A 6918-nucleotide genomic window follows, 5' to 3' on the forward strand; every position below is an offset into this window, starting at 1 on the left:
TGCCATTCGCCTCGCAGGCTCGGTCTCATCTTACTTAGAAATAGCAAATCAGTGATTTGCAAAGCAATTTCTGCGTCCCCATCGTCTAGAGGCCTAGGACACCGCCCTTTCACGGCGGTAACAGGGGTTCGAATCCCCTTGGGGACGCCACTTACTATTTTAGGTGATGTATAAAGCAGTGTGACACCGCCCTCTCTATGCACGACGTTATCAAGAGTACTAATCTATTGAGACGCCACTTACTATTTTAGTAGTGTATAAAGCTATTACTTCCTCAGCTATCCAGCGCATTAATTTCTACTGTTTATCCGTTAAAATTTTAGTTTTACACTTTTAATTTTCTTCAATATCTAAAAACCTATCTGTTTAATTAATAATCACCTACGTATAACTTCTTAGGCTTTCAAGACCAATCCGCAATAATAACTATTCATTTACAGTGATAAATTTTTTGCTAGCTGCGTTAAAAATACATACTTATAACTGCATGTGTAGATAAAATGGATAGCACAATTAAATTTCAAATTACTATTAACCATATTTTTTCATCCTTTAAATAGCTCAATCAATAAAGCCTGTACAAAATATTCAGCATTTATAAAGCGCTGTGCTGCTAGCCTTTTAATTTAATTTCTCATTATTAGGAGTTAATTATGGCAAGTGGTTGGGCGCGTGATGGCGCAATTCAAGATCAAATCGATGCAAGTGTTAACGATGCAGTGCAATATGCAAGGCAAAATTTAATCTCAGGCGCGAGTGCTGAATTCTGTGATGAGTGTGATTGTGAAATACCACAGGCACGCAGGTTAGCGCTGCCAGGTGTTAGGCACTGTGTGGCGTGTCAAAGCGAGCTTGAGGCTAAAGGCAAAGGCGTTGCTGGCGTAAACCGCCGAGCAAGTAAAGATAGCCAACTAAGGTAAAGGTGCGACTAGGCACCTTTTTGATAAATTTTATTCCCTAGTGAGCTTTGTTTTTCTTTTTCTGAATAAGCTCAATTGAATAGCCATCAGGGTCTTTCACAAAAGCAATTTCTGTTGTGCCGCCTTTTACTGGCCCCGGTTCTCGACTGACGTTTCCACCAGCGGCGTTTATGTCGTCACATGCCTTGTATATATCGTCAAATTCAATAGCTATATGGCCATATGCATTACCAAGATCGTAGCTATTTTCATCCCAATTATAAGTAAGCTCTAATACAGTATTACTATCCTCTTCACCATACCCTACAAAAGCTAATGTATAACGGTACTCTTCGTTGTCAGAACGGCGTAATTCTTTCATTCCTAAAATCTGTGTATAAAAAGAAAGTGACTTTTCTAAGTCGGCTACACGCAACATTGTGTGTAATAAACGCATTTAGGTTACCTCTGTGAGTTTAAATTTAAATAGGTGTGGAGCATAGCGTCTTTATGGGGTATCCATAACCGCATTGCAAAGGCCAGAGCCTGTCATATACCTAGGGGCTTATTTTACCTCAACTGTGAACAATAAGTTTATATTAACCAGCTATTTGCGCACTCATTGCGTCAAATTTACGTGCAATAAGCCCAGTTATTGCCGCGCAAGTGGCTTTGCCTTCACTGAAAACCTCGGCTTGTGAAATAAATTAAAATATCAGTACGATTTAATACGTAAGTAAACTTCTTAACCTGAGTTCGGGCAATTTAAGCTAAATGTGGACAAGGCTCGGCATTTACAACCACGCATTGCCATAATATTAGCACACTAAATTAGTGGTTTTACCAACAATGGGTTAGTGCACAATGTAATTATAGCCACGCTATTTATACGAGTTTATAAAGTTGTTGCACTTATTGGTCAACCTATTTTTTATTAAGCTCTAACCAAAGAAGGGAAAAGTGCGTTGAATTAATTTGATTTCCATACTACCTATAACTAATTGTTTATTATTGTTATTTTGTTAACTTAAAATAAATTGTAAATTACCTTGGTTTACAAAGTTAACTTATTGGTTGACAAGATTGGTGTATGGTAATACAGTTTTTACATACCAATTGGTAAGTTGCTTGGTTTTAGCTTCTCCAAGGTATTAATAAATAATCAAAGCAATGCTAAGCATAACGAAATAAATACGTAACCGGTCAACAATATACAGCGTGTAATCACTCTGTTTTTATTCGCTCAAATGGTAATAACGCGGCGGGTTACCTATTCAAACGAACATGCTCAGGGTTACTTTAGCAAATTGAATTAAACGACACAGCGTACCTATTTATGGGGTAAATCATTACTCGTACTCATAAAAGCACGCGCCATCATATTTAGGAGTTATTCATGTCTAAACCAGTAATCGGTTTTATCGGCCTTGGCTTAATGGGCGGCAATATGGCCGAAAACTTACAGAACAAAGGCTATGAGCTTATTGTTATGGATTTAAACAAAGATGCGGTTGCTGCATGCGTTAGCAGAGGCGCAAAAACAGCAAGCACTGCAAAAGAGCTTGCACAAGGTGCAGACATAATTATGTTTTGTTTAACAACATCAGCAGTTGTTGAAAAAATTGTCTACGCAGAAGATGGCATTTTAGCGGGTATTAAAGAAGGCGCGGTATTAATTGATTTTGGTACATCAATTCCTTCATCTACTAAAAAAATTGGTGCTGATCTAGCCGCTAAAGGCGCAGGCATGATTGACGCACCACTAGGGCGTACTCCAGCCCATGCTAAAGACGGCCTATTAAATATTATGGCAGCGGGTGATATTGACACCTTCAATAAAGTTAAACCTGTACTTGAAGATCAAGGCGAAAACGTATTTCACCTAGGTGAGCTAGGCGCAGGACATACAACTAAGTTAATCAATAACTTTATGGGTATGACCACGGTATGTGCTATGTCACAAGCGTTTGCTGTAGCAGACAAAGCGGGTGTAGACCGCCAGCAACTATTTGACATTATGTCGACAGGTCCTTCTAGCTCTCCATTTATGCAATTTTGTAAAAACTACGCGGTAGACAATGTAAGCGACCTTGGTTTTTCAATTGCCAATGCAAACAAAGATTTAGGCTACTTCCTACAAATGGTTTCAGACCTTGGGACTGAATCAAAAATTGCTGAAGGGTCATCTGCTAACTTACAAGCGGCATTTGATGCAGGTATGGGGCAAGGCAACGTACCAGAAATTTTTGATTACTTTAAAACTCTAGAAAAGTAATACCGACAACATTGGGTGCTTTAACGTAGTTAAAGCACCAAAACACACACACAACATCAATTGGCTAGATTTAACCTGCTTTGTGCAATGAGTGCAGCATTACTATTGATAAGGCATTACTTCCGGTCACACTGAAAAAGAGTTATCTATGCGTTTAATTAATATAATAAAGCTTAGCCTAGTTCTTATTGGGTGCACATCCACACAATTGGCAGCCAAAGATTATTTTGTAGACACTAAACAAGCTTTTCAAGAGATCTCTGACAAACTCGTTGCTGGCGATAAAGTAACTCTCAAAGACGGTACGTGGTCTAATTTCGAAATTTTATTACAAGGCCAAGGAACCAAAAACGCCCCTATAAAGCTTACAGCGCAAACCAAGGGTAACGTTATTTTATCAGGGCAATCTAATTTAAGACTGGCGGGTTCGTATTTAGAAGTGTCAGGACTTGTATTTAAAAATGGTTATACGCCTAGCTCAGCCGTTATTGAATTTCGTAAAAATAAAGATGAGCTTGCTACTCACTCACGTGTAACACAAGTCGTTATCGATAACTACAATAACCCCGATAAACGAGAATCAGACTATTGGGTGGCTCTATATGGTAAACACAATCGTTTTGATCACAGCCACTTAGTAGGTAAACGTAACAAAGGCGTTACGATTGCTGTAAGGCTTAATAGTGAGCAAAGCCAACAAAACCACCATCAAATTGATCATAACTTTTTTGGCTATCGTCCTACTTTTGGATCTAACGGCGGNTAGCCACTATTCATTAAGTGATTCATTTACCGTAGTTGAAAACAACTACTTTGAACGTACTAACGGCGAAGTAGAAATAATCTCGGTTAAATCAGGGAAAAACCAAATCCGCAATAATGTGTTTTTTGAGTCTCGCGGCACACTAACGTTGCGCCATGGTAATGGCAATATTATAGAAGAGAACGTTTTTTTTGGTAACGGTGTAGATCACACAGGTGGCATTCGCATCATTAATAAAAACCAAACAGTAAAAAATAACTACTTAGAAGGTTTAACAGGCTACCGTTTTGGCAGTGGTTTTACGGTTATGAACGGCGTACCTAACTCACCAATAAATCGCTACCATCAGGTAGAAAACGCGACAATTGAAAACAATACCTATGTAAATGTGCGTCATATACAACTTGGCGCAGGTAGCGATAGCGAGCGTAGCGCTGCACCAATTAATAGCGTAATGATAAATAACCTTATTATTAATCAAAATGGCGAGCAGCCTTTTACAACCTTTGATGATGTAAGCGGTATTAAATTTAGTGAAAATGTAGCTAATACCCAGGTATTAAAAGAGTTAAATTACGGTGTTAAACAGCAAAATGTAACACTAACCAGAGCTAGTAACGGTTTACTGTATCCTGAATCAAGCAAAATTAGTGCAGGTGCTCAACGCGGTTTAAAGGTGCTAAAAAAGGCCGATACCGGCGTTAGTTGGTATCCAAAAACAGAGCAAGTTGTAGCATTTGATACGGGTAAAACTCACCAGGTTAAAGCAACTGCAGATGCCTTACTTAACGCAATCAATGCAGCCCAAACGGGTGATGTATTAGAGCTTGCAGATGGTCAATACGATGTATCTAAACTCGTTAAAATAACAAAAGTGCTTACCCTTAAGGCTAAACATACTGGCAAAGCTAAGTTGACCTACCAACGCTCTACCTTATTTGAAATTCATGATGGCGGTAGCTTAAAGCTAGATGGTTTAGTTATCTCGGGTGAAAACGCACCTGATGCCATTAATAATAGTGTGGTACGTACTAAAAAGTGGGGCATGGTTGATAACTACCGCTTTGAAATACACAACTCACAATTAACTAATCTTGATATTAATCACTCATTTCACTTTTTTGTAACGGGTAAAGGGGCGATGGCAGATGAAATCACGTTAGTAAATAACACCTTTAAAAATGTAACTGGCGATATTTTACGTCTCGATACCGAAATAGAAGACTTAGGTATTTATAACGCAGAGTATGTAACACTTAAAAACAATACCTTTAATGAGGTAGCCGGTGGCGTCGTTAAGTTATACCGAGGTGGAAGTGATGAAAGCACCTTTGGTCCGCATTTATTAATGACCAATAACACCCTAACTAAAGTAGGTTTAGGTAAGCGCAACAAGGCGCAAGCGAGTGTGTATGCGCACGGTGTACAAGTAACAAATATTGCAAGCAACGTATTTGAAAAATCGGCACCGATTAAAATTGAGCACACGGTTGGTGAGCCAATAACAGCCATTACAGATAACACCTTTGATGCAACTCAAGCGCCAAACGTAAAAGAGTTACGTGTAGCGGGCCCGCACACGGCAACGATTAAAAATAACAACGTTTTAAATAAGGTGAACTAACAATGATGAATTTAACCCAAAATAAGTCATTATTTAAAACGCTGGGTGTTACTGTAAGTGCCTTAGTTTTATCGATAAACGCCTACGCAGCGCATCCAAATTTGGTAATAACCAATGATGATGTAAAGCAAATGCGCCAAGCAATTAGCAACAATGAACAGGGTAAGTTTGCCAACGCATTTGCAGCGCTTAAAGCACAAGTAGATGAGCAAATTAAAAGCCCTATAACAGTGCCTGTACCAAAAGACGGTGGGGGAGGGTATACCCACGAACGACACAAAAAAAATTATCAGCTTATGTATAACGCCGGTGTTATTTATCAGCTTAGCCAAGATGATAAATACGCTCATTACGTACGTGATATGTTGCTTGAGTATGCCAAATTATACCCAACACTTGATGTACACCCTAAGCGCAAAGTTAAGTCGCAAAACCCAGGTAAACTATTTTGGCAAAGCCTTAATGAGGCCATGTGGCTTGTTTATACCATTCAAGCATACGATTTAGTGCATGATGCGTTAAGCACCGCTAATATTGAAACCATTGAAAATGACTTACTGCGTCCAGTATCGTTATTTTTATCACAAGGCCAGCCATCAACCTTTAACAAGGTACATAACCATGGTACCTGGGCTACAGCCGGTGTAGGCATGGCAGGGTATGTGTTAGATGAATCTGAGTGGGTCGAAAAGTCTCTTTACGATTTAGATAAATCGGGCGAGGGGGGCTTTATTAAGCAGCTAGACATGCTGTTTTCGCCACAAGGCTATTACAACGAAGGTCCTTATTATCAACGCTTTGCACTACTTCCGTTTGTTACCTTTGCTAAAGCAATTGAAAACAACGAACCGCAGCGAGACATTTTTGAATATCGCGATGGCATATTACTTAAAGCCATTGATACCACTATTCAGCTAAGCTATAACGGTTTGTTTTTCCCGATAAACGATGCAATTAAAAGTAAAGGTATAGACACAATAGAGCTGGTACACGGTGTAACAGCCGCTTACGGTTTAACACACGATACTGGTTACTTAGATATAGCTAAAAAGCAAAATCAAATAATACTCTCTGGCGATGGCCTAAAAGTGGCTCAAGCGCTGGATAAAAATAAGCAAACTCCTTATGTATTTAAATCGGTAGCATTTGGCGATGGTAACGATGGCGAGCAAGGGGCGTTGGTAGTAATGCGTACGCAAACTGGTGGCGACCAAGCACTTTTATTTAAACCTGCCGCGCAGGGTTTAGGGCATGGACATTTTGATAAATTAACATGGCAGTTTTACGATCATGGCAATGAAATTGTATCTGATTATGGCGCTGCACGTTTTTTAAATGTTGAGGCTAAATACGGCGG

General features: G+C 39.3%; 4 protein-coding genes, 1 tRNA gene and 1 pseudogene. 5 read left to right on the forward strand and 1 reads right to left on the reverse strand.

The window, feature by feature from the left end:
* Nucleotides 1-74 precede the first annotated feature (74 nt).
* Both L650_RS0108485 and L650_RS0108490 read left to right on the forward strand, forming a co-directional pair.
* Nucleotides 75-150 (forward strand) — tRNA-Glu (locus tag L650_RS0108485).
* 503 nt (nt 151-653) lie between these two features.
* A complete protein-coding gene (locus L650_RS0108490) occupies nt 654-920 on the forward strand; it encodes a DksA/TraR family C4-type zinc finger protein (RefSeq protein ID WP_024034161.1) in 267 nt (88 codons plus the stop codon).
* 37 nt (nt 921-957) lie between these two features.
* Here L650_RS0108490 and gloA read toward each other — a convergent pair whose 3' ends face one another.
* Nucleotides 958-1356 (reverse strand): lactoylglutathione lyase, encoded by a 399-nt coding sequence (gloA, locus tag L650_RS0108495; RefSeq protein ID WP_029772840.1) that lies wholly within the window; start codon nt 1354-1356, stop codon nt 958-960.
* Between the two features lie 939 nt (nt 1357-2295).
* Here gloA and L650_RS0108500 point away from each other — a divergent pair.
* The 3 genes and pseudogenes from L650_RS0108500 to L650_RS0108510 all read left to right on the forward strand — a co-directional run.
* Nucleotides 2296-3174 (forward strand): NAD(P)-dependent oxidoreductase, encoded by an 879-nt coding sequence (locus tag L650_RS0108500; RefSeq protein ID WP_024034160.1) that lies wholly within the window; start codon nt 2296-2298, stop codon nt 3172-3174.
* 148 nt (nt 3175-3322) lie between these two features.
* Nucleotides 3323-5561: pseudogene (locus L650_RS0108505) on the forward strand (chondroitinase-B domain-containing protein).
* Between the two features lie 2 nt (nt 5562-5563).
* On the forward strand, nt 5564-6918 hold a 1355-nt coding region (locus tag L650_RS0108510; RefSeq protein ID WP_411157022.1), incomplete at its 3' end, for an alginate lyase family protein.

It is taken from the genome of Pseudoalteromonas sp. TB51 (genome assembly GCF_000498055.1).
Classification (GTDB): domain Bacteria; phylum Pseudomonadota; class Gammaproteobacteria; order Enterobacterales; family Alteromonadaceae; genus Pseudoalteromonas; species Pseudoalteromonas atlantica.

What these genes read in the sequence shown, in the direction of transcription:
- L650_RS0108490 (WP_024034161.1), top strand. Translation starts at nt 654, where the DNA reads ATGGCAAGTGGTTGGGCGCGTGATGGCGCAATTCAAGATCAAATCGAT.
- gloA (WP_029772840.1), bottom strand. Translation starts at nt 1,356, where the DNA reads ATGCGTTTATTACACACAATGTTGCGTGTAGCCGACTTAGAAAAGTCA.
- L650_RS0108500 (WP_024034160.1), top strand. Translation starts at nt 2,296, where the DNA reads ATGTCTAAACCAGTAATCGGTTTTATCGGCCTTGGCTTAATGGGCGGC.